25 protein-coding genes, 5 tRNA genes and 2 rRNA genes are annotated in these 22,147 nt (G+C 39.7%); 12 read left to right on the plus strand and 20 right to left on the minus strand.

From position 1 onward, the window contains the following. From ACYVTD_RS00005 to ACYVTD_RS00030, 6 genes are all read left to right on the plus strand, one after another. Positions 1–106, plus strand: a 23S ribosomal RNA gene (locus tag ACYVTD_RS00005); the annotation flags it as partial. 123 nt (positions 107–229) lie between these two features. Further along, positions 230–345: ribosomal RNA gene (rrf, locus tag ACYVTD_RS00010) — 5S ribosomal RNA — on the plus strand. Between the two features lie 112 nt (positions 346–457). Further along, positions 458–1,333 (plus strand): metal ABC transporter solute-binding protein, Zn/Mn family, encoded by an 876-nt coding sequence (locus tag ACYVTD_RS00015; RefSeq protein WP_461245727.1) that lies wholly within the window; start codon positions 458–460, stop codon positions 1,331–1,333. Next, the gene (locus ACYVTD_RS00020) at positions 1,330–2,001 is read left to right on the plus strand and encodes a metal ABC transporter ATP-binding protein (RefSeq protein ID WP_461245728.1); all 672 of its coding nucleotides are present in this window, start codon (positions 1,330–1,332) and stop codon (positions 1,999–2,001) included. The genes ACYVTD_RS00015 and ACYVTD_RS00020 overlap by 4 nt, the downstream gene beginning before the upstream one ends. 2 nt (positions 2,002–2,003) lie before the next feature. Further along, positions 2,004–2,843: a metal ABC transporter permease gene (locus ACYVTD_RS00025; protein WP_461245729.1), complete on the plus strand. Its 840-nt coding sequence runs from the start codon at positions 2,004–2,006 to the stop codon at positions 2,841–2,843. Between the two features lie 110 nt (positions 2,844–2,953). Then, the gene (locus ACYVTD_RS00030; RefSeq protein ID WP_461245730.1) at positions 2,954–4,273 is read left to right on the plus strand and encodes a phospholipase D-like domain-containing protein; all 1,320 of its coding nucleotides are present in this window, start codon (positions 2,954–2,956) and stop codon (positions 4,271–4,273) included. A gap of 202 nt (positions 4,274–4,475) precedes the next feature. Here the strand turns inward: ACYVTD_RS00030 and ACYVTD_RS00035 are convergent, their stop codons facing one another. Further along, on the minus strand, positions 4,476–4,847 hold the full coding sequence (locus ACYVTD_RS00035; RefSeq protein WP_461245731.1) for a DUF2085 domain-containing protein: 372 nt from the start codon (positions 4,845–4,847) through the stop codon (positions 4,476–4,478). 17 nt (positions 4,848–4,864) lie between these two features. After that, complete coding sequence (locus ACYVTD_RS00040) at positions 4,865–5,095, minus strand: hypothetical protein (protein WP_461245732.1); 231 nt, start codon at positions 5,093–5,095, stop codon at positions 4,865–4,867. 186 nt (positions 5,096–5,281) lie between these two features. On the opposite strand from ACYVTD_RS00040, the gene ACYVTD_RS00045 reads away from it, so the two are divergent. Genes ACYVTD_RS00045 through ACYVTD_RS00060 form a run of 4 tightly spaced genes read left to right on the plus strand, consistent with a single transcriptional unit; the run spans position 5,282 to position 7,428 of the window. Further along, the gene (locus ACYVTD_RS00045; RefSeq protein ID WP_461245733.1) at positions 5,282–5,623 is read left to right on the plus strand and encodes an FMN-binding protein; all 342 of its coding nucleotides are present in this window, start codon (positions 5,282–5,284) and stop codon (positions 5,621–5,623) included. After that, positions 5,620–6,399: a M15 family metallopeptidase gene (locus tag ACYVTD_RS00050; protein WP_461245734.1), complete on the plus strand. Its 780-nt coding sequence runs from the start codon at positions 5,620–5,622 to the stop codon at positions 6,397–6,399. The genes ACYVTD_RS00045 and ACYVTD_RS00050 overlap by 4 nt, the downstream gene beginning before the upstream one ends. A 15-nt stretch (positions 6,400–6,414) precedes the next feature. Beyond that, on the plus strand, positions 6,415–6,759 hold the full coding sequence (locus ACYVTD_RS00055) for a histidine triad nucleotide-binding protein (protein ID WP_461245735.1): 345 nt from the start codon (positions 6,415–6,417) through the stop codon (positions 6,757–6,759). Between the two features lie 12 nt (positions 6,760–6,771). Further along, positions 6,772–7,428 (plus strand): DUF6062 family protein, encoded by a 657-nt coding sequence (locus ACYVTD_RS00060; RefSeq protein ID WP_461245736.1) that lies wholly within the window; start codon positions 6,772–6,774, stop codon positions 7,426–7,428. Positions 7,429–7,449: 21 nt separating this feature from the next. Here ACYVTD_RS00060 and ACYVTD_RS00065 read toward each other — a convergent pair whose 3' ends face one another. Beyond that, complete coding sequence (locus ACYVTD_RS00065; protein ID WP_461245737.1) at positions 7,450–8,547, minus strand: peptidoglycan endopeptidase; 1,098 nt, start codon at positions 8,545–8,547, stop codon at positions 7,450–7,452. 173 nt (positions 8,548–8,720) lie between these two features. Between ACYVTD_RS00065 and ACYVTD_RS00070 the strand changes: the two genes are divergently transcribed. Next, a complete protein-coding gene (locus ACYVTD_RS00070; protein WP_461245738.1) occupies positions 8,721–9,491 on the plus strand; it encodes a hypothetical protein in 771 nt (256 codons plus the stop codon). Between the two features lie 15 nt (positions 9,492–9,506). On the opposite strand, the gene ACYVTD_RS00075 is transcribed toward ACYVTD_RS00070, so the two are convergent. The 4 genes from ACYVTD_RS00075 to ACYVTD_RS00090 all read right to left on the minus strand — a co-directional run bounded on the left by ACYVTD_RS00075 (position 9,507) and on the right by ACYVTD_RS00090 (position 13,293). After that, positions 9,507–10,535: an ABC transporter substrate-binding protein gene (locus tag ACYVTD_RS00075; protein ID WP_461245739.1), complete on the minus strand. Its 1,029-nt coding sequence runs from the start codon at positions 10,533–10,535 to the stop codon at positions 9,507–9,509. A gap of 18 nt (positions 10,536–10,553) precedes the next feature. Next, on the minus strand, positions 10,554–11,612 hold the full coding sequence (locus ACYVTD_RS00080; RefSeq protein ID WP_461245740.1) for an OmpA family protein: 1,059 nt from the start codon (positions 11,610–11,612) through the stop codon (positions 10,554–10,556). Next, positions 11,609–12,631, minus strand: coding sequence for an OmpA family protein (locus ACYVTD_RS00085; protein ID WP_461245741.1), 1,023 nt, complete (start codon positions 12,629–12,631; stop codon positions 11,609–11,611). Before ACYVTD_RS00085 ends, ACYVTD_RS00080 begins: the two co-directional genes overlap by 4 nt. A 224-nt stretch (positions 12,632–12,855) precedes the next feature. Beyond that, complete coding sequence (locus tag ACYVTD_RS00090; RefSeq protein ID WP_461245742.1) at positions 12,856–13,293, minus strand: response regulator; 438 nt, start codon at positions 13,291–13,293, stop codon at positions 12,856–12,858. Positions 13,294–13,399: 106 nt separating this feature from the next. Between ACYVTD_RS00090 and ACYVTD_RS00095 the strand changes: the two genes are divergently transcribed. Then, positions 13,400–14,350 carry a tRNA dihydrouridine synthase gene (locus ACYVTD_RS00095; RefSeq protein WP_461245743.1) on the plus strand — a complete coding sequence of 317 codons (951 nt, stop codon included), beginning with the start codon at positions 13,400–13,402 and terminating at the stop codon, positions 14,348–14,350. A gap of 245 nt (positions 14,351–14,595) precedes the next feature. On the opposite strand, the gene ACYVTD_RS00100 is transcribed toward ACYVTD_RS00095, so the two are convergent. From ACYVTD_RS00100 to ACYVTD_RS00160, 13 genes are all read right to left on the minus strand, one after another. Next, the gene (locus ACYVTD_RS00100) at positions 14,596–16,338 is read right to left on the minus strand and encodes a YgiQ family radical SAM protein (RefSeq protein ID WP_461245744.1); all 1,743 of its coding nucleotides are present in this window, start codon (positions 16,336–16,338) and stop codon (positions 14,596–14,598) included. Next, positions 16,331–16,552, minus strand: coding sequence for a NifU family protein (locus ACYVTD_RS00105; RefSeq protein ID WP_461245745.1), 222 nt, complete (start codon positions 16,550–16,552; stop codon positions 16,331–16,333). The genes ACYVTD_RS00100 and ACYVTD_RS00105 overlap by 8 nt, the downstream gene beginning before the upstream one ends. 327 nt (positions 16,553–16,879) lie before the next feature. Beyond that, positions 16,880–16,966: transfer RNA gene (locus tag ACYVTD_RS00110), tRNA-Ser, on the minus strand. Positions 16,967–17,197: 231 nt separating this feature from the next. Next, a tRNA-Ser gene (locus ACYVTD_RS00115) sits at positions 17,198–17,282 on the minus strand. A 137-nt stretch (positions 17,283–17,419) separates the two neighbouring features. Beyond that, positions 17,420–17,803, minus strand: coding sequence for a bacteriohemerythrin (locus ACYVTD_RS00120; protein ID WP_461245815.1), 384 nt, complete (start codon positions 17,801–17,803; stop codon positions 17,420–17,422). Between the two features lie 212 nt (positions 17,804–18,015). Continuing rightward, the gene (locus ACYVTD_RS00125; protein WP_461245746.1) at positions 18,016–18,447 is read right to left on the minus strand and encodes a LysM peptidoglycan-binding domain-containing protein; all 432 of its coding nucleotides are present in this window, start codon (positions 18,445–18,447) and stop codon (positions 18,016–18,018) included. Between the two features lie 198 nt (positions 18,448–18,645). Further along, complete coding sequence (locus ACYVTD_RS00130; RefSeq protein ID WP_461245747.1) at positions 18,646–19,059, minus strand: clan AA aspartic protease; 414 nt, start codon at positions 19,057–19,059, stop codon at positions 18,646–18,648. A 114-nt stretch (positions 19,060–19,173) separates the two neighbouring features. After that, positions 19,174–19,734, minus strand: a complete 561-nt coding sequence (locus ACYVTD_RS00135; RefSeq protein WP_461245748.1) for a manganese efflux pump MntP — start codon at positions 19,732–19,734, stop codon at positions 19,174–19,176. Then, positions 19,721–20,458, minus strand: coding sequence for an RNA methyltransferase (locus ACYVTD_RS00140; RefSeq protein ID WP_461245749.1), 738 nt, complete (start codon positions 20,456–20,458; stop codon positions 19,721–19,723). Before ACYVTD_RS00140 ends, ACYVTD_RS00135 begins: the two co-directional genes overlap by 14 nt. A 12-nt stretch (positions 20,459–20,470) precedes the next feature. Beyond that, positions 20,471–21,007: an orotate phosphoribosyltransferase gene (gene pyrE / locus ACYVTD_RS00145; protein WP_461245750.1), complete on the minus strand. Its 537-nt coding sequence runs from the start codon at positions 21,005–21,007 to the stop codon at positions 20,471–20,473. 2 nt (positions 21,008–21,009) lie between these two features. Beyond that, positions 21,010–21,083 (minus strand) — tRNA-Arg (locus ACYVTD_RS00150). 354 nt (positions 21,084–21,437) lie between these two features. Next, positions 21,438–21,525: transfer RNA gene (locus ACYVTD_RS00155), tRNA-Ser, on the minus strand. A 327-nt stretch (positions 21,526–21,852) separates the two neighbouring features. After that, positions 21,853–21,937, minus strand: a tRNA-Ser gene (locus ACYVTD_RS00160). Positions 21,938–22,147 lie beyond the last annotated feature (210 nt).

Raw genomic sequence — 22,147 nt, forward strand, 5'->3', positions numbered from 1 at the left:
AACCCCCCTAAAGGTACCAGGAAGACTACCTGGTCGATAGGTTGGAGGTCTAAGCATGGTAACATGTTCAGCCGACCAATACTAATCTGCCGTGAGGCTTGACCATATTATTGTTCCATGCAAAAACCCCACAGGGGTTTTTGCTTAGGAGTTTGCTTCGCAAACTCCACACAGCTAATTGTATTTACAAATTTATGTGAGTACGATTAGTTATAAAAGAGTATTATTGCCCGGTGATTATTGCGGAGGTGGCACACCCGTTCCCTTTCCGAACACGGAAGTTAAGCCCTCCCGCGCCGATGATACTGCCTCTCTAAGGGGCGGGAAAGTAGGTCATTGCCGGGCTTTTTTATTTTAAATAACTGGCGTGGAGTTTTGCCTAATGCAAAAAGCTACGCTTTTTTTTACCCCCTAACCCCCTTGGGGGGTATTTTTTTTTAAATCATGTATAATGAATATGATGAAAAAGTTTACTATATTTGCTGTGTTTATTTCCCTTCTTCTTTTTTCAGCCTGCACACGGCAGACTGCTCTGAAGGACGGGCTTTTAATCGCCCTTAGCATACAGCCGCAAGCCTGGTTTGTTTCGCAGATTGCAGGCGACAAAGCGACTACCATCACGTTCCTTCCGCCGGGACAAAATCAGCATACTTTTGAGCCTACCCCGAAGCAAATACAAACGCTTGCGTCAGCCGACGCTTGGATACTTTCAGGTGCTGAGTTTGAGATAGGCTTGCGTCCGAAAGTGGAAAAAGTTTTTCCTAATTTGCTCATCGTTGACGGAGCGGAAGGCGTGAAATTCAGGCTTATAACGGAAGATGAAAGCGGCGGTCTTCATAATTCTCTTGAGCTTGACAGGCACACATGGCTTGGCAGAGAACCTGCGAAAATACTTGCCGCTCATGTTAGAGACACTCTTTGTATCTTTGATAAAAAGAATGCGAAATATTATAACGAGCATTACAAATTAACTATTGATTTAATTGATAAAGAATTTGAAAGTTTGGAAATAACATTGGCTCCGTTAAGAGGCAAGAATATTTTTGTTTATCATCCGTGTTTTGGCTATTTTTTTGACGAGTTCGGCATTAAGCAGTCAGCGGTGGAAGTTGGCGGCAAGGAACCCACTCCAAGAGAGCTTAACAATTTAGTAACTAAAATAAATGAAGGACACGCCGTCGCCATTATCGTGCAGACGCAGTTCCCGACAGGAGCGGCAAAAACATTAGCGGCGGCGACAGGTTTGGAAATAATATCTTTAGACCCTTTTGCAACTGATTGGCTTGCGAATATAAATCAAATTGGAAACGCTCTGACAAGGTGCATACGATGAGCGAAATCGCAGTAAATTTTGACTCTGTTTCTTTTTCTTATGGCGATATTAATGTTTTGGATAACGCATCTTTCCACATTCGCAAAGGCGAATTTACCGCTATGGTCGGTCCCAACGGTTCGGGAAAAACTACAGTGTTAAAATTGCTTTTTGGTCTTGAAACGCCAAGTGCCGGAAAAATCGAATTGTTTGAAAACGAGAGGCAGAATAATCAAACTCGTGTAAATATGTCGTATGTGTCTCAAATTATGCCGGCGGACAATTTATTTCCCATAACGGTTCACGGCGTTGTAAGAATGGGGCTTCTTCACCCATTTAACAGATATTTGGGGAAAAAGTATGAGAACGAAGCAGTTAAACAAGCTTTGGAAAATACTGGAATACTTGATCTTGAGTCAAGATTGTATCGAACACTGTCCGGCGGACAGAAACGCAGAACGCTTGTGGCAAGAGCGTTAGCCGCAAACCCAGACCTTCTTGTGTTGGACGAGCCTACGGCAAACATGGACATTGAAAGCGAAATATTGCTCTATAAAACATTGGGAGCTTATAAAGGAAAAGTAACAATCATCGTTGTTACACACGATACAAAATTTGTCACCTCTCTTACGGACAGGGTTTTATCTTTGGGAGAAGGACGCAAGATCGTCCAGAGTGGTGGAGAATAAGTATGCAAGAATTTATTACCGCCTTGTTAAGCCCCAATTTTCCATTTTTGCGTAACGCACTTATCGCCGGCATATTATCCTCGGTTCTTTTTGGAACTCTTGGCTCCATTGTTACAGTGCGAAGAATCGGCAGTCTTGCGGGCGCCGTTTCCCACGCCGTGTTAGGCGGCATAGGAATGGCGCTTTTTCTTTCGGCGACAATTATTCCGGGCTTCCCTCCCATTATCGGAGCGTTTATTTTTTCCGTGTTAAGCGCCTTAGCCATAGGCTTCGTATCGCTCAAAGCAAAACAGCGTGAAGATACTGTAATTAACGCAATATGGGTAATCGGCATGAGTCTTGGATTAATTTTCATGGCAAAAACACCCGGTTACGCCGACCCTTCAGCATGGCTCTTTGGAAACATACTGTTAATTTCCAATACCGATTTAATTTTGCTCTCGATTCTTGACGTGATAGTTATCGTATTAGCATGGCGGTTTTATCCGCAAATAGAAGCCTCGTCATTCGACGCTGAATTTGCCCGCACTCGTGGCGTACCCGTCGATTTAATATTTATTTTACTGCTTGGAATAACCGCCGCCGCCATCGTCCTTCTTCAAACCTACATAGGCATAATGATGGTGATAGCAATGCTCACTCTCCCCTCAGGCTGTGCCACGGTTTTTTCCCGTAGTCTCGGCGGCATGATGGTCTCCAGTTGCTTATTCTCCGTATTTTTTTCAATCTTCGGATTAATAAACGGCTGGTTTTTTGATCTTCCAGTCGGAGCAATGACGGTAATCATTGCGGGATTTGTGTTTTTAGGCTTCTCTGTGTATCGGGCTGTTGGGAAGCGTTAGGGGGTTTTGTTACGAATCATACGAAAAGCTTGCAGATACCTATTGTTATGCGAAATATAAAACTTGATATTTTTTGTAAAATATATTATAGAAGATAAACGGAGGAAATAGTGGTAGAATTTATTAACGAAAAATTAAAGGATAAAATTGAAAAAGTCATTTCAGACTCCTTAGAAATAAAAATAGTTACTGCGTTTTTGAAAAAATCTGGTTTAGATATTTTCAAAATTATTAATCATAATAAAGTATCTGTAATATGCGGTATTGATTTCTTTATAACCGAACCAGATGCATTAAAATATTTGGAAAACAAAAATTTTCAGATAAAAATATTTCATGAGCCTAAAAAGACATTTCATCCAAAATGTATATATGTAAAAACAATAGACAAGGAATATTTAGTTGTTGGTTCTTCAAATATAACTTTTGGCGGTTTGTCTAATAATTATGAAGTTTCAATTTTATTAGATAATGATTTTACAAACCAAAATGTTTTTATTAATTTTAATAAGTATTTTAATAATTTATTAAGTTCAAAATATTGTATAGGTTTAAATCATCAAATATTTATGAATTATTCTGAAAAATATAATGATTTTTGTAAAAACAAAGAAAATTTCGATAAGGAAATAGAAGATAAATTTTATAATAATGATAAACCTGTTACTAATTTAGCAGACTTATCCATAGACGACTGGGTTTATCATGACGATTTTGGATTAGGACGCATTGAAGAAAAAAATGAAGCCAATATAGATGTGTTTTTCATTGAACGTGGTTCAATGAAAATTGGAATTAGCAATAAATTAAATAAGATATTTACTTTTGACAGTAAACTGTTAGATAAATATTTTGAAATAAAAGATGTTAATTCACTTAGTAAAATTATTGACGAATATAGATTAAATGGAAAAAGAACACTGGAAGAAAGAGACATCTTTTATCAAAAATGGAAACCTTGTTTGATGAATGAAATGTCGTCAACTGATATTTATAACTTCTTTGAAGAATCGTCGAAAATCTGGACCTTAATGATGTTAAAAAAGAATATACTTTCAGGTGATGTTGATGAATTTAATGATTATATGAAAATATTAAATAATAATAATTTATCTATTTTGAAACGATTTGAATTTGTCTGTAATAAAGCGAAAAGTGGTAAAATATTTAGTGGTATTAGTTACGGTATTACTTCATTAATTTTAAGTATTCTTTATCCTACAGAATGTATTGTATATAATAATGCAAGCAAAGGTTTTTTAGAATATTTTAATATTAAAATGCAGAAATCAAATAGTAAAAAACAAACAAATAAATATTTTCAATATTCATTATTTGGAAAAATACTAAAAGAAAAATATAATTTTCGTGACTTGGTAGAGGTAGATTGTTTTATAGGTTTTGTAAAAGTTAATTATTTTAAAAAATAATAAAACAAGTGGGATATTACGCATAACAGACAGGTATATACTTCGCTACCTGTCAGCGACTCATCAATTACATCCGTACACGCAATAGTAGCAATTACCGTTTTTTGCTAATGTATCCTTCCTTGTATGATATATCATATATGAGGGATTGTAAATAGTATGCCCCAGAACGCACTAAAGATATAAATCAGTAAAAAGCAAATTAATATTTTACATTTACCTTTATAAATTTTATTAATTCAAATAATAAATCTAATAAAATAGTAGTTTGCGCAATCCCTGCTAAATTTCCGGTAATCAATCTTCTAATATTTGTTGATTCCAGTTTCCCTTTGTATTGCATAAACCAATCTAAAAACATAATTAGCAAAAATATAACACAAATTATTAATGATAATTTTATTTTTAATAGGAATAAAATTATACCTATAATTTGTCCTATTAATATTCCTGTACATCTGCTGCAAATTGGCAACTGGAATCCATTTATAAAAAAACTTCTATCGGTCTTTTGATGACAACCGCATTTTCTGCCTAGTTTAATAAAAAAAAGCCAAACTTTAATCTTTTCCATAAGGATTATTTTTCTTTCTAAAATTTTGTTCCGCAATTATTACATACATAACCGGTTCTTTCATAAGTCCTTGTTTCTGTTTCAGTTTTACCTGAATCGCAAAGACCGCACAATAATCCAACCCATCCAAACACTAAAGCTCCACAAAAAGCGTCAAATAAATTAAATCCTTTCTTTTCTGTATCATTTATAGTATGGGTATAGATAACTTTCGATATATCTTCACTTCCACAATTTGGACAATTCATAAGTTTAATTCCTATACTTAAAATATATCCTTAATATTTTCTTTGTCAATATATAGTAAAATCCTTCCATTTTATTAGTATTGGTTCGGGTGTTTTGTGGCAAAAAATAGTAAAAATTCTTCAAAATATTTTCAAAAACAGTCAAGCAAAATGACGAGTTCGTGCCATATATAGGTGGAGGTTTTTATGAAACATTTGTTTGTTTTTTTTGCGGTTGTTGTTATTTGTGGTTGTGTAGCGCTTACCGCAAGGCGGGGGCTTGGCGAGGGCGAGGGGGAAATCTTTGAGGGAATGGGGCAGGGGTTTAGGGGACCTATTTCCGTACAGGTACGCATGAATGAGGGCAGTATTACAGCGATCGAAATTGTCGATTCTATGGAAGATCGTTTTGTGGGCGGTGCGGCTATGGAAGAATTAATCGATCTTGTCATAATGTATAATACTGCGGATATTGACGCTGTTTCGGGCGCGACAGAAACAAGCGAGGGGTTTTTGGAGGCGGTGAGAAATGCTATACTTAAACAATGATTATTAAAAGAACTTTTAAGCAGTTAGCTCCTCATGTTCTCAATTTGCTTTTTGGAGCGATTTGTTTATCGTTTCTTTTTTCATGCGTTATCAAAAAAAATAATGTAGTTGAGGAATCTTCTAAAGATAATGTTGAGCAGGAAGAAAAAGAAGATAATGCCATTTCGCGTGAGCTTTTAAGAATTTTAAAGGGAGATCCGTACTTATGGCTTCTTGTCGATAAAAATAATCCTATTGGCGATTATGAGCCGCAAGACCTTGTTGTTTTAAAAAGCGCAAATTACGACAACACTGCTGGTATTCAGCTTAGAGAAATCGCCGCCGCCGCACTGGAAGAAATGGCTGTCGCTGCACGGAAAGACGGAGTAAAGTTGGTTGTCAGTTCGGCTTACCGCTCACGTTCATATCAGGCTAATCTATATGACCGTTATGTAAAAACGATGGGTCAGGAAGCGACAGACAGAGTATCCGCCCGTCCCGGTTACAGTCAGCACCAGTTGGGGCTTATCGTCGATTTTTATCCTGTTGATAACGTTTTTGCCAAATCAGCTGAAGGTATCTGGGTTAAGGCAAACGCTTCTAAGTTTGGCTGGTCAATTTCTTTTCCCGATGGTTATGAAAACATAACAGGTTATAGTTGGGAAAGCTGGCATTACAGGTATGTCGGCAAGGAACTTGCGGAATTTATAGATACTTATTTTGACGGCATTCAACAAAACGCGCTTGTGTTTATTCATGAATGGGAGAAAAAAGGGCTTTCTAAAAACGGTATATAATGTTATACTATAAAAATGAGTGATTGTTTATTTTGTAAAATAGCCGAGGGAGAAATCCCAAGCAAGAAACTTTATGAAGATGATGAAATGCTCGCCTTCCACGACATAAAACCGATGGCTCCCGTGCATTTTCTGGTTATCCCCAAAAAACATATTGATAACCTGCTCTTTTTAGATGAAGAAGATGCCGCCCTTGTGGGCAGACTGCTTTACAAAGCGAAAGAGTTGGCAAAAGAGCAGGGGTGTGAAGAAAACGGAGGGCGTTTTGTTATCAACGCCAAAATACACGGCGGTCAAACTGTCGACCATTTGCATATTCATTTTTTGGGCGGCACTCAACTTGGCTTGTCTCTCGGTTGAAGGCGGGATTAATTGGCTATCGAAAAACATATTAACTTTTTTGAACTTCAAAAGGCGTGTGAAAAACCGGGCTGCCCCTTGTGTACAATCGTAAGAGAGCGGGCGTTTAGGTACATCGACAACACATTATTTGAACATGTAGCCGACAGAGGTTTTCGGGCGATTTTCCGAGCCGCGGGAGGTTTTTGCTCTTTTCATTCGAGAGGGCTTGTGTCTTTCCGCGACGGTCTTGCGGTCGCCATATTAAGCCGTGATATTCTTGAAGACCGAATTACTTCCTTTGAAAAAAAACTCCCATGGCGACCAAAAGGACGTTGCCCTGTCTGCGTTGAAAGAGAAAAAATAGAGCAGGAGTATCTTGATTTTTTAAGCAACTCAGGCGGCAACTCAATTGAGGAGCAGGAACTGCGGACATTTTTTACTTCTTCCGACGGTTTATGCGCACCCCACTATGCCGGGCTTTTATTTACGCCAAAGGGTCAAAAAAGAACAGTCCCGGCATGGATCAAAAATTTTCAAGAACATAAATTCAATGAACTTAAAAAAAGACTGGACGTATTTATCGAGCTATCCGCCTACGGCAGACAAAAAGAATTCGCGCAGTTGAGCGAAAAAGACCAGCTTGTATGGAAAGATGCTGCCGCTTGTTTGTCGGAAAATATCGAGTAATAGCTAATACAAGAACCACTCTTATTTACTTAATCTATCAATTACCGGAACCAACGCTTTTAAGCGGACAATCTTGCCGCCGCCGTTTATTTTGTTGCGGAATCTTTCGCCGTCGTCTGCAAAGTTAAAGTCTTCACCTATGAATGGGGCGTAACGTTTTTGTGTCCAATGAAGCGACGGGTCTTTTAATGAAACAGACGGATTAGTAGGATCAAAGTAAATAAATGATTCGTGAACTCCGCGTTCTTCGGGCAGTGAAAAATTATTACAGTGCAGATAACGTATAACGCCTTTTTTAAAATCTATCGACTGTATAATCGCGGAGTGTACTATAGTGCCGTCTACGTCGCGGAAAAGCATAACATCAGCGGGGCGGAGGTTGCGTATTTCATCGTTTACTTGGATTATTTGGGAGTTTTTGGAGCCGAAAAACGAAGTGCCTACATAAGGCGAAGGGCTTCCTTTGACGGATACTCCAAGTACGGAACTTAACGCTCTGCCAAGATCGACTCCGCCCTTTTTCGCCGTATATGAAAGAACATGCCACACAAAAGCGGAACAATCCAATCCCACTAGCCCAATGCAATAAATATAATTGTATACGTCGGTTTCCCTTGCGCCCTTCCCAGAAGTTAAAACGTATGGACGATGCGGAAGCCCCGCAAATGAATCCGCTTTTATTCTTGTAATAATAAAACGATCCGATGATATATTCCATGTCCTTTCAACCAAATCAAAAATAATTACTTTTTCATGCCCCGATGAAAGAGCTTTTATATATTCCGCAAATTCTTTAGAAGCCAATATATCTTCGATAATATCCCAAAGCATTTCAGGGCTTCCCTTACCGTCCTCGACAAAATTTATCGGCGTTTTAAGTAATATGTCGCGTTCCGTATTCATCGCGAACGGAATACGAATATTCATCACTCTGCCGTCGATGATTTTTGTTCTTATGCACTGCCTGTACGCCTCTTCAATGAGTTTTTCCGCTCCGTTACCCCAAAGTTGGGCAGGGTCTGAAAAAGAGGCAAGTTGGTTGGTTTGCGCGAATGTAAATCTGTGACAAAAAACAAAGAAAAATACAAACGCTAAACGCATATTCAAACGGACAGTCATTTTTTCTCCAGTTAATTAATTTTATTACCATTTTACAGAATTTTCAAGAAGCATTTATGCATAGCATATACTTGACAGATTTATTTACAGGGTGCAAAATTAACATAAAATATAATATTTCGATATAGGGGTATTACATGAAAATTTTAATAAGAAACATACTCTTTATTTTCTTGACGGCTATAGTTTTACTTTTAATCGTAACTTGTGTGGAAAATACAGATGAGCCAGACAGCAAAATTGATGATGATGTTATCACATACGGACCTGTAAATTTTGACGCGCTTAATGTTACAGGCGAGCAAGTTTGGATGCCGAATTACAATACAGGAAAAGTAAGCCAGTTGCTTTTAAAATTTGAAGGAGATCGTACTGTTGATGTTGTTGTTGAACTTGTCCAATATGATGGTGGCGGTAATCCCTCTTTTCTTATTAAGTCAGTAGGTTCGGGAGAAATAGAAAAAGGTATTTTAAGTTTTAAAGTTGATGAAGATGAAGTCGAAAGTAATTTACTTGATAGCGATGATTTGCTTAAATATTATTTTAATGATTGGTATGTTGATGTTGATGGTGATGGTAGTATAGATATAACTGTAGAGCCGACAACTGTAAAAGGTAATATAATTACCCTTGTTTCGCAGAAAGATTCCAGTTCAGAACCAGTTGAAGCGGTGATTAGAGAAGGATTTTCAGGTACAAATAATTCGCTTACGGGGCAGTATATTTATTATCTTTATGTAGAGGCTGATTGTACAATTTCCTCGAAAAAAGTAAAGAATACGGATCTGGATTACAAATTCAAGGATTTTAATTTGTCATTAAAAGCCGGATGGAATACAATATGTAAGAATGAAAAATACACAACTACGGGGAAATCATGTTACTCAATAACAGTATCAAATCCTTCAATTAAATGGGTAATGCAGAAGATAAAAAGTAATTAGACAGCAAGCCATTTGCTATTTTCTGCCGGCTAAATACTGTTCAAATTTGCTTAAAATCTCTTTCCTTTGTTTGTAAACGTTTTCCCAAATAACAGGAATACTGTTAGAGCGGATTTCATTGATAGGTTTGGAATCGTAAGGTATTTTGTCAAAATCCGTTCTTACAGAATGCATCCAGCCTGATACAATAGCGTTTTGTCCGTCGGCGCTTAAAAACCAGTTGGAGATTTCTTCCGCTGCCTTTGTGTTTTTGTTGGCGCTCCATTTGCTATTTATGATCATAATAGGAGACGGAATAACAACAGTGCCGTCAGTTGGATATATTACTTCCAACTTGGATTTATTTTTTTCGCGTATACTTAAAATAGCTTCTTCAAGGATCATTACAATCTTACATTCGCCCGATTCCAGTTTTCTTATAGTTTCATCTGAGCCGTAGTCAATTTTTACCCTTTGTTTGCCAAGTGCCTCAAAATAATCATAACTGTATTTGTCTCTTAACGCCGTCACCGCCGCCATAGTAGTACCGGAAACAAGGGGGTTACGCATCGAAATAGCGCCGGCTATTTTTGAGTCAAAGGCAAAAGAGCGGAAGGAGTCGGGAAGAGTGTTTTTTGAAAACTTTTCAGGATTATACGCAAGCACCATATTGCTGATACGAACAGGATACCAGTAACCTTCAGGGTCATAATCAAACGCCAAGTTAGCAGCTTCTTTGGAAATAAAAGGGTGTAGCATTTCTTTTTCTTTTAATTCAAGCGAATATGCGGGATCCGCAGTCATTAAAATATCACAGCCCAATCTGCCGTTTGAGCGTTCTGTAGAGATTTTATTTTCCAAGGTTCCGGTTCCGCCGTAAACAAATTCTATGTTATATTTTGGGAATTTCTTTTTTAACTCTACTTTTACAGAATCAATAACATCCTGATACATAGAAGTATAAATTACTATTTTATTTTTTGAACCTGTATCAGAACCGCCAGAGGCAAAAACAAAGGGAATTGCCGCAGTTATTAATAATATTAAACATATAATCTTTTTCATGTGTTTCTCCTGATTTTATTAGTTTCCAATATTAGGCGCTACAGTTGTTGTTACAATTTCAAAAAGAATCATTTCAACACGGCGGTTAAGCGCCGAATATGAAGTATTATTTGCAAAAAGAGTTTTTTCACCGCCATAGCCGCTACACGATATGCGCCCTTTTAAATTTGGGTTGTCGTAGGTTGCCGGTTGTTTGTCCAATGCGTTATATTCAGCAATAAAAACCCGCTCTACATCTTCTGCCCTGTCATTACTTAAAGTTGTTAACTCAACTTTTTCTTCATCTGTAAATGTAACAGGATTAGCGTGACCATGGAGCATAATAATATAAGTTGGGTTGTCTTTCATAAGCTGCGCCATTTCTTTAATAGTTGACGTATTATAAGCTTTTTCTTGATCAGTAAGATTGGTATTGGCGGCAGAACCGTGATCACCGTTAACCGTAGATGAATCGCCTGCAAATATAACATATTCAATACCGATAATTCTTATACTCTGAAGAATCATACTCGGTGGCTGTTGTTCTATAATGTATTTAATCTGCTCATCTGTAAGATATTCAATAATATCCTGCGGAGGAATATTCTTGATTATTTCTTTAATAACATCTACAGGAATCTCATCTTTAATAATATTTATTATTTTTTCAACATCACCTTTATTTGCCGGGTCTTTAAGCCAGTTTATTATATCCTCTTTGGTTGGCGGCGTTGGTACATCTATATATTTTATTACATCCTGATAAACGGTAATATACTCAGGTACTGTTATTGTTTGATAAATTATTTCCGGGGGAAGTTGCTCATAAACATATTCAATAATTGTCTCCGGTGGAAGATTTACAAAAATAGTTTCATATTGGATTTCTTTATCGATTATTGTATCGTATATTGTTTGGTAGCTTATTATAGGGACATCTTTAATTAACGCAATATATTCAGGTTCTCCATCTTTTGGCTCCGGTTCTTTTTCTTCCCACCATTTTTCCATTATCGGATTTCCCATATCACAAGCTGTAAAACAAATGGCAACAAATACAATTAGATTAAAAATAGACAGTATCGTTTTATTTTTCATTTTTTGTCTCCTATTTGGTCAGGATCAATTTGTATAACTATTAACTCGACGCGGCGGTTTCTGTTTCTTATATCCCACTCGCTTGTAGCGGTTCTTGTGCCTCCATAGGTGATGATAACCATTTGATCTTCACTTACGCCTCTATTTTTTAGCTGTTCCGCCACTGTATTTGACCGCACTGCGCTTAGAGCCATTAAGTCTTCCGCTTCGCTGTGGTTAATCGTATAGGGATTGGCATGACCTTCAAGCCTTACTCGGTAATCTGGATTCTCATTAAGGTCTTTAGCAATTTGATTAAGAACAAGCTCGTTAAGCTGTTGCGCGTCGTGATCAATGCCTATGTTATAACTTCCGATGTCCGGTCCAAATAATATAAATTCAATGGAGGTAATTTTTATTATTTTGATAATCTCATTTGGCGGTATTGTTTTAACAATTTCAATCTTTTTCTCAGGCAATGGGAATTTGTATCCGATTGTAATAGAAGATCCAAAAATATGCGGATACCCGCCCCTGACCAAACCCTCAATATGCAATCTTTGAGTTATCGGCACTGTAACGCCCATCGCTCCATCCGCCAGCAATGAACCGCGCGTCCTTGTTACATCGTCAAAAACATCGTTCCCCCAACCCCTGTACGCCGAAAGCATACCTAGTCCGGCTTGGGCAAAAATATTTACTTTTTTATTTTCATCTTTGCCAAGCCGCAAAAAATTCCAGCGCAGATAAACCTGCCCTTCAAATGTAAGTATGTTGCTGGTATCTTCTTCAGTACTATAGTTTATGCCAAGTTTAGTCCCAACCATTAACGGGGGCGAAAGCCAAAGTTTTGGATCAATAACTAACTGAAACGAGCGTCCGCTGACAAGAATATCGCTCATTCCAAGTCCCGCGTCTAGCGACCAAAAATCTCCTGCCGGAAATTCCATTTGAGCGTATAGCTTACCCGTACATAAAATTGTTAAAAAAGTTATTTGAAGAAAAATAATTTTTAAAACTTTTTCTTTTAAAAGACTCATTATCTCCTCTTATATATAATTATACTAAGAAAATAAACTTCGTCAATTTTACTTTAACATTTTTTTAACTAAAATGTATTTAAGGCTGCTGTTGACTATTTAAAATTTATGCGGATTATTTAGGTTTGTTTATGAGTTATTATAAGTAGCTGTTTATTGCATGAAAATACAGTGAAGACAATACGCCTTTCACTTTAAATACAGTATTTTTTATAGATTAATTACTAGCGTTTTAGTACGGAAACAATCCTTTCTAATACTTTTTTTCTGTCCAAAGGTTTTACGATATAGCTCTTTGCTCCCATAAGTAGGCATTTTTTTACTACATCTTCTTTACCAAGGGCGCTTACCATTATTACATTGGCATTCTTGTCAAATTCAAGAATTTTTTCCAATGCGGAAACACCGTCCATAACTGGCATGGTGATATCCATTGTAACCAAATCAATGTTTGGATGTAAAGCTTTGTATTTTTCTACCCCTTGCGCTCCATCTGCGGCTGTGTCCGCAAGATCGAACCCTTCCGAGGTAAGAATCTGACCTAATTGCTTTGCGATAAACATTGAGTCATCGACAACCAGTACGCGGTATGGCACACCCTCCGGTTTTAATCCTTCAGCGGCCTTTTCATTGATATTAGGCATATCAGTCTTTGCTATCATACCTGTACGCTCCTCTTTTAACTATAATATGATATTATATAAAAATAGTCAAGTGTCGGAAACTCCTATTTGACTATTATTTTTTAAGGCAAATTTGGGGGTAGCGGTGAGTGTGCCTTTTTTATTGGCTCCTATGGCGGAAATAAGCCACAGGGCATTTAGGGAGCTAATTGAGGGTTTTGGAGGCTTTTGCGACGGCTATTTTTCCGAAATGATAAGCGCCGGAGCCCTTTTAGCGGGCGGTCCCAACGAAAAATGGTATATTGACGCCAGTCCGAAGCCCGAAAATGTCGTTTTTCAGGTTGTCGGCGCGGATATTGGGCAGATTTCTGAGGCATCAGCCCTTCTGGACAAGCTTGAATGCGCCGGAATCGACATAAATATGGGTTGTAGCGCCCCTTTAATACGAAAAACAGGCGCAGGAGCGGCATGGTTAGCCTCGATTGACCGCGCCGGAGAGCTAATTTCCCGTGTAAGACCCCTTGTAAAGCGCCGATTGAGCGTAAAATTGCGTATAGGTTATAAGGACGATTTTGAGTATTTGGTTAAATTTTGCAAAAAGCTTGAATCGGAAGGAGTGGAGTTTATTACGCTTCACCCCCGTCTTGTTACGGAAAAATTTAAACGCCTTGCCCGTTGGGACTATGTTGGGCGGTTAAAACGAGAACTAAAAATCCCTGTAGCCGGAAACGGGGACATATCCAACCCTGAGGAACTTGTCCGCCGAGCAGACGGATCATGCGATGCGGTCATGGTAGGGCGGGCGGCAGTGCGTCAGCCGTGGATTTTTGCCCAAGCCCGAAGGCTCGAAGGGGCAAATTCTGATTCGACAAAAACGATTGTCCCAAATATCGAGGAGACCGGACTTCGTTTTCTGGAGCTTTTAGCCCGATACCAACCGCCCGATTTTCATTTTTCCAGAGCCATGCGATTTTTCGGGTTTTTCTGTGACAACTTAAAATGGGGTAATTATTTAAAAACCCAGTTGAACAAGGAAAAAACTTTGTCCGGTATTGAAATGGTTTGGAAGGAGTATTTTAAGGAGAAAGAGGAATAACCACGAACCACACGAACCAGAGCGAACCAAGAGAGCGTCGAGATTTACTACAAATATGTGTGTAGTAGAAAGCAAAAGGGATTAGAAGTTGTTGTTTGAGGGCTTGGTATGGAATTTCACGATAAGATAACGAACAAGAACTACTTAACCCCTCGCTCTTGTCTAACGCACTTATCTGTAGTAGGCTCTAATCCCTCAGTTAGCTCTTTGGTTCGTGTGGTTCGTGGTAGAATCCTTTGCTACTTCTAATGAATCAAATCTTTCTGTTTACGCCGTTCCTTGTCCCCCTTAGCGACATATATCGGTTTCATTGTTCTTGGGTCTAGCCCTGTGTGGTACATTACGGTAGACATGGTTCCGGGGGTGGGGTAAAAGTCTTGCGTTTGTTCCGGGGCAAAGTGTGTTTTTTTTAAGTACTGCGAAAGTTCTTCGGCTTCTTTCATGCCTGCGCCCGGGTGGGAAGTTATAAAGTAGGGTAACAGATATTGTTTTAACCCAAGACACTTGTTTACAGCGGTAAAATCTTCCCTAAATTGTTCATAATTTGAGTGAGGGCATTTCCCCATCGCTTCAAGCACATTTTCGCAGATATGTTCAGGTGCGACTTTTAATTGACCGCTTACGTGAAATTGGCATAAGGTTTCCAAAAATTCTTTTCCTTGTTGCGTATCATGTTGAATAAAATCGAAACGAAGCCCTGAACGGATAAAAACTTTTTTAATACCCGGAATCTCACGCAATGCTTTTAATGTTTTAAGATACTGACTGTGATCCGCTTTTAATTTTGGGCAGGGTTGCGGATACAGACATTCCCTGTTAGAACAAAAACCGCCGTGCTCTTGCTTTTCGCAAACTGGACGGAAAAAGTTGGCGGTAGGTCCGCCGACATCGTGAATGTATCCCTTAAAATCGGGACGTGTGGCAAGAGTACGTGCTTCACGGAGCAGACTTTCTTTGCTACGACCGACAACAGCTCGCCCCTGGAGACTCGTAATAGCGCAAAAAGAACAGCCGCCAAAACAGCCTCGGCTTGAAATTAACGAAAAGGAAACTTCTTTAAGAGCGTCTATGCCGCCTTGTGCGTCATACATTGGGTGTGCTTTTCGTGTAAAGGGAAGCTCGTATAAAGCATCCAGTTCTTTGGTTGAAAGGGGCAGAGCGGGAGAATTTTGAATAACCCAGCGATCCCCATCGTTTTCTTCGATAAGCGGTTTTGCGGTTAAAGGATCGGAATTTTGTTTTTGCATCATAAAATGTTCCGCATAAGCACGTAACGAAGCTTCGTCTTTCTCTTTTACATCTTCATATTTTGGCAGAAAACACACGTCTTTCCATTGTTCGATAGCCGCTCTTCCATGAACACGGACGCAAGTTCCCCTCTCATCACGGATACTGCCAATACTTTGACCCTCCGCTAATCGGCGCGCTATATTTAGTAGCGGTTTTTCTCCCATTCCAAAGACAAGCATATCCGCTTTTGAATCAAGTAAAATCGAGCGGCGTACAGTGTCCGACCAGTAATCGTAATGGGCAAAACGCCGAAGGCTTGCCTCAATCCCTCCGATAATTACCGGCACATCTTTGTACGCGCGCCTAATCCCCTCGACATAAACCAAAGTGGCACGATCGGGGCGAAGTCCGCTTTTCCCTGTCGGCGAATATGCGTCATCGGAGCGTTTGCGTCTTGCGGCGGTGTAATGGGCTACCATTGAGTCCATGTTGCCCGCACCGACTAAAAAAGCCAGACGAGGGCGACCTAGTACAGTATATGATGAGGGGTTTTTCCAATCAGGTTGAGGAATTATTCCGGCGCGAAAACCAGCCGCTTCTAACGCACGGCACAAAATCGCCGCCGCAAAAGAAGGGTGGTCTACATAAGCGTCGCCTGAAACAAAGATGAAATCGCACTGTTCCCAGCCACGCTCGTCCATATCACGGCGGCAGGTTGGCAACAGTTTTTTTTGAAGGGAATCGTTCGGTTTAGACACCGACGACGGCTTTGACCTGGGGTATTTCCTTTTTGAGGTAATTTTCGATTCCCATTTTTAGGGTCATCTGAGACATCGGACAGCAACCGCAAGCTCCGGTAAGTTTTACCGAGACGGTTCCATCATTGTCTACAGAGACAAATTCAACGTCTCCGCCGTCCGCCTGTAAAGACGGTCGTACATTTTCCAATGCGGCTTTTACTTGTTCTTCCATATATGCTCCTTCTTTTTTTAACCACGAACCACACGAACCAACACGAACTTTTACTTCATGTATTGTTGTTGTTCGTATAGTTAGCGATTAAATTCATAAATCGCTATTCGGAGAGAGAGGGATTTGGGGTTCCAGTCGCTGACATCCTGTCAGCTCCTTCCACCCCCGCCTACGCGTTCCCGGCACGTCGTGTGCCGACATCTTTCAAGGCAAGGCTATCGCCTTGGGATTTTTCAAGGAACGCTCCGGTTCAAATCCCTCACACTGCCAACGTGGAGTTTTACGAAGTAAAACTCCTAAGCAAAAAATCTGTAAGATTTTTTGCAACGGAGAGAGAGGGATTTGAACCCTCGGTACCCTTTCGGGCACATACGATTTCCAATCGTACACCTTCGGCCGCTCGGTCATCTCTCCAAAAAATCGGACGGAGAGAGGGGGATTCGGGGTTCCAGTCGCTGACTCCTGTCAGCTCCTTCCACCCCCGCCTACGCGTTCCCGGCACGTCCTGTGCCGACATTTTTCAAGGCAAGGCTATCGCCTTGAAATTTTTTAAGGAACGCTCCGGTTCGAATCCCCCCCACTGCCAACGTGGAGTTTTACGTAGTAAAACTCCTAAGCTAAAAAATCTGTAAGATTTTTTAGCAACGGAGAGAGGGGGATTCGAACCCCCGGTGCCTTGCGGCACAACGGTTTTCGAGACCGCCCGATTCAACCGCTCTCGCATCTCTCCGATTAGGAACTGCATCGCTACACCACCGCGACGATGATTCGCAGTTCGGCGGATATTCCTGTAGAGCTTATTCACTGTAACTAGGGAAAGGGGTTGTGTCAAGGGGACGCGGCAATACAGTCTTTTAATAGCGTATACTAGTGTATTTCTGCCTTTGTAATATGTAATTTTCCGTCATCTTTACGAACGGCTATTTTTCTGAAATAATCGGCATATTGTTTGTCCATTACGGCTATATGACTTAAAACCCAGTCTTTAAGAAAATAGGCGAATTTTTCAAGAACCAGACGTTTACCGGCTTCAAAGTCTTTTACGCTCTTAACAACCGTCAGCGTAAATTCATCGTGAATTTTTTTATGTTCGGCGTAGCCGGGGAATTTGGTTCCAATCATTAATTTTTCTTCCGCCTGAAAATGCTCTTTTATATATTGTACCGCTTGTTGAATAACCGTCGAAAAATAAAGCCTTTCTTTTTTTTCATTTCCGCTGGCATGATTAAACAAATCATTAACAAAATTAATAAGCCCCTTGTGCTAGTCGTCAATTAACTTTACCCCCATAGAATATGTGTTAGACCATGTAACATGATTTTTTGACGTTGGGAGCGCTTCTGCTTTAATAGCCATATTTGTACCTCATATATTAAATATAACGAGATACGAACAAAAAAGAAACAAAAAACGGCATCCGAACTGTTATATTTCCGGACGCCGTTACGCTCTTTTACAGCAATTTAAAGCTCTTCTGCGCGTTTCCTAAAACCTTCGATCAATCTTTGATTAGGTTTTGATTTGCTTTTTTCAATGCTGGCAAATCCGTTAAGGCAGTTTTTCATGCTTTTTCTGCTGTTAGCGTTTGCTTTGTTTTTTTCAAGATCAGGAATGGTCAATGCCATACCCGGCTTGATTTTGTCAGGGTTTATAACCACACCCTGTGAAGCAAGCATAATGATGGGATAATAAAAACCATCGTTATAGGCGCGTTTTGAAATATCAGACAAAGTGTCGCCCTTTTTTACCGTATATGTGCCAGACCCTGTTAAATCAAGCCCTGTGTTGGCATCATACAGGTTTTTGTACTGCTCATCCATGTCCTTTGGATTGGATTGACAGGACATCGTCAGCATTAAGCCGATGATTAATGCTGTTAATACGATTTTCTTCATAAATTTTCTCCTTGCTTATTAAAGTCTGAGTAAAATATAATAAATATTTTTGATTGATTTAAAATTATTATTTGTATTTTGGTAGTATTTACTAAAAATATGGGTTGGGTACTAGGGGTGTTAGTTTCTCTACCCATATAAAAAAAGCCGTCCCGAAGGACGGCTAATAAAATTATAATGTTGTAAATGTATATCAAATTATTTAATACGACCTGTCATAGTATCACCATGAGCACCGACTAATTTGCGGTTGGAAGGATCAACCATAAGGTCCATTTCTTCTAAAGGAATAACGCCGAGTAAGGTTTCTTCTTCATCGGGAAGCACCCAAGCCTGTACGGAAGAAGTCCGCCCGTTCCAGTAAATTTGAACAGGCTCCGTAACATTGCAGGGAGTTTTTGATCCTCCCGCAAGGGTTGCGGAAAATTCATTAACAACGGCAAGCCCTAATTTTTTCCGTAAATCTTCGTTTATAACCATAGTTCTTGCGCCTGTATCAACGAGTGCTGTAACGGTAACGGCTCGTATACTCTGTTCGGTAATATGCCCATCACGTGCCCTGACAAGATCGCCGCCGTTTTTTAGAGTAATTTCAGCCAATACATCACCCATAAAATTATTCTCCTCTGCAATAATTATCTCATAGAAACTAAAAAAAAGGAAGACCCTCATACTGCGGGTTTTTCAGGTTCATTGATAATCTTTGAAAAAATAATAATGCCTATTCTAAAAAAACAAATGTTCGATAACGATTTTTATTCCCAACAAAACAAGAACAGCGCCGCCGATAAATTCGGCTTTTGATTTGTATCTTGTGCCGAAAAGGTTTCCTATTTTTACGCCAGCCATTGATATAATAAATGTTATTGAACCGATTATTATCGCCGCCATAAAAATATTGATTTTAAAAAACGCGAATGTTACGCCTATTGCCAATGCGTCTATGCTTGTGGCTATTGCCAATGCAAGCATTTTTATAAACTGAAAAGAATCTTTATTTGCTTCTTCTTCTTTTTTTGACAGGCTTTCCCTTATCATATTTCCGCCGATAATGCCGAGTAAAATAAAGGCGACCCAATGTTCAAATTTTTGTATTTTTCCCGCGAAATAAGTTCCGGCAAAATATCCTGTTATCGGCATAAGCGCCTGAAAAAAACCAAAAAAAACGCCGGGCGTAATTATTTCTTTGAATCTTGGTTTTTCCACCGATAAACCCAATGTGATTGATACCGCAAAAGCGTCCATCGAAAGCCCTATGGCGATTAAAATAATCTCAAATAGTTTCATTTTGCATTTTCCCCAGTTTAGCTGCTTTTAAAAAAATATCTTTAAAATATTCACCTTCGCTTTCCATAAGTCCGGCTCGTGAAATTATATCACATAAAAAACGAGTTTGCTCCTCTCGGTTTGGATGCCTGTAAAAACCCAAACTTGCAAGAGTATCGGTAATTTCTTCAACAAGGGTAGAAACTTCGCTTTGGTTCATGGGTGTCCACTCTCCTTTAACAGGAAGTTGCGTCTTTAGTGCCAGAAAAAATTCGTAGGCGTAAATCTGCACGGCGTGGGACAGGTTGAGTGAAGGCTGAACATCGGAGACAGGAATATGAGACGCTACATTGCAAAGCTCCAACTCAGAGTCTTCAAGTCCGGTGCGTTCATTGCCAAAAACGACAGCCGCAGAACCGGGACGCTGGGTAAGCCATTCTGCCAGAACGTGAGGTGTCATGGAGACATTTTTTCTGTATTGTCCTCGTCTGCGTGTGGTTCCTATTACAATCGAGCAATCTTTAATTGCGTCATTTAAGTTATTAAAAATTTTTGCTTTTTCCAAAATATCCTCGGCATGAACTGCTCTTATGCGAATTTTTTCCATATCAGGTGGTTTTTCTGCTTTATCAATTACAAGTCTTAATTCTGCAAGCTCCATGTTTTTCATGGCGCGGCAAACCGCTCCGATATTACCTGCGTCTGTCGCTCTGCACAAAATTATTTTTATATCTTGTAAAAACATTCGTTATTATTACTATTTCGTTTTTTTAACGGCTTCTTTTATATATTCCATTGTTAAAACAGGTTTTAGGGTTAATCCTTCTTTTGCCAATATTTCGGACGCATCAGGGTTTCTTTGAATAGCACATAGGACGTTTTCTACAATGCCGCCTCTGTTCCTTATTTCTTGAACGCTTTTTATTATTTGTCCGCCTGTTGTTACAACATCCTCTATTACGCATATTTTTTTACCGGAGACATCAGCACCTTCCGCTATTTTACAAGTTCCGTATTCTTTAGCCGCTTTACGCACAAACGCGCTGGCAATGCCTGTCTCGATTGAAAGTGAGGTGACTAATGGTATCCCGCCCATTTCCAGTCCGGCAAGTAATTCCGTATTTTTTGGAATGAGTAATTTCATTTGCTTTATTATTGCGACTAATAATTTTGGGTCTGCTTCAAACAAATATTTATCAAAATATTCATTTGATCTTTGTCCCGAGCGTAATAAAAAGTCGCCTGTTAAATGCGCTTTTTTGTAAATTTCAACCGCCAGTTTTTTTTTATTCATATTGAGGCTGACACGATTTGAACGTGCGACCATCAGATCCGCAATCTGATACTCTATCCAGCTGAGCTACAGCCTCATTAATCACAGGGGGATTCGGGGTTCCAGTCGCTGACTCCTGTCAACTCCTTCCACCCCCGCCTGCGCGTTGCCGTCGCATCCATGCGCCGACTTTTGTTCATGCAAGGCTTCGCCTTGGGTTTATTACAGCAACGCGCCCCCAGACGAACTATTCTTTTCTGGGGCATTTGTTTGGGGGCACGCTATGCCGCATTTTCCGCAAAACACGCTCAACGTTTCGCGTGCATTCTTTAGCGTGGTTCGAATCCCCCAACGTTCTGCAATTTTTAAAAAAACCTTCTGAAGAAATAAAGAAAAACAAAGTTTTTCTTTATTTCTTCTAAATAACAAAACGCGCCAGCGTTTTGTTATACGGAGCAGGGGGGATTCGAACCCCCGGTACCCTTTTGGGGCACAACTCCTTAGCAGGGAGCCCGATTCGGCCTCTCTCGCACCGCTCCAAAGAGTACAGCCTGTTAGGGCTGCTAATTTTTTAAATAACCCGACGCACTTCTGTAATGAAGGTTTATACCGTTTCCAAAACAGGGGGGATTCGGGGTTCCAGTCGCTGACTCCTGTCAGCTCCTTCCACCCCCGCCTGCGCGTTGCCGGCGCGTCCTGCGCCGACTTTTGTTCATGCAAGGCTTCGCCTTGGGTTTATTACAGCAACGCTTCGGTTCGAATCCCCCAACGTTCTGCAATTTTTAAAAAACTTCTGAAGAAATACAGAAAAACTTTGTTTTTCTGTATTTCTTCTAAATAACAAAAACGCTTGCGTTTTTGTTATACGGAGCAGGGGGGATTCGAACCCCCGGTACCTTGCGGCACAACGGTTTTCAAGACCGCCTCCTTCAACCACTCGGACACCGCTCCAAAGATGTCTGGAATAATTAAACACAAAATTAGGGCGTTTGTCCAGTATTGGAATATTAGCAGAATTTAGGGGGTGGGTCAAGCTCGCTTTTTTATGAACCGCAGATGTCAAATTTATTGGATTATCTATGTAGCATCAAAAAAAATGATAATATATTGTATTTGTTAAAATCTCATAACAGGAACGCCGGACAATTATTTTGAAATAAT

The organism is Treponema sp. R6D11 (genome assembly GCF_054786075.1).